Raw genomic sequence first — 764 nt, 5'->3', positions numbered from 1 at the left:
GGATAAGGCTCTACCGTTTCATAATTCACGTGTAAATGCCCTAGTTCACGCCCTGCTGTCACAAACTTCCAAAAATCATCAGCACTCTTTACACAAGGGATACGAGGCAATTCTTTGCATAAATTATGCGCATAACGGGTGCGATAATCTTCCGAATGTAAAAGACCGTAAACATAATAAAACAGATCATCTTTAGTGATAGTTTCATGAGGATAAGCTGCTTTAAAATGTGCTAGACCCTCATCAGTTATAGCATCACGCCTTTGTAAACCATCTGTTGCATTTGCTTCTGTAGAATTCGTAAACAAATGAGATTGGTTCTTGTTTTTATCTTTTGAGATTGTGCTATCTTCGTAAATATAGTGTGGAAAGCATTGACCTTTATCCACTACATCAAGGTTAGGTAAACTTTTTGCCATAAGTACAGAAAACCCCGATTGAGTTCCAGTACCTGTAATTTGTATGACTTTATTTTCAACCGCTCGTTCTATCGGGAATATACATGGTATTTTAGAAACCATTTCATTAAAAGTGCGGTTATAATAGAGCCACTGCTTTGTAAAAGGACGATAAAGACTTTGCGTAAGACAGTTATTGTCAAACGTAAAGAATTTTGCTTTGCTCAATTCTTGTTTGATAGCACGGCTCCAACTGATTTTACTTGCATCGGCGTTGACAAAATTATCTATAGCCTTTTTACGTATTTTGCGATCAGCATGTGGATGCGCATCATTAAAACGCTTCACTTCACTGTTATAGAAAGC

Annotated in this window: 1 protein-coding gene; it reads right to left on the bottom strand. The window is 37.2% G+C overall.

Features of this window, described 5'->3' with window-relative positions; genetic code table 11:
- Window positions 1-764: type ISP restriction/modification enzyme (locus BN338_RS12215; protein ID WP_039761367.1), on the bottom strand; the 764-nt coding region annotated here is incomplete at both ends.

This window comes from Bartonella queenslandensis AUST/NH15 (genome assembly GCF_000312585.1).
Taxonomy (GTDB): Bacteria; Pseudomonadota; Alphaproteobacteria; order Rhizobiales; family Rhizobiaceae; genus Bartonella; species Bartonella queenslandensis_A.
Note: the sequence above shows the minus strand (reverse complement) of the source record. Positions and strands in the feature narration are given on the sequence as shown.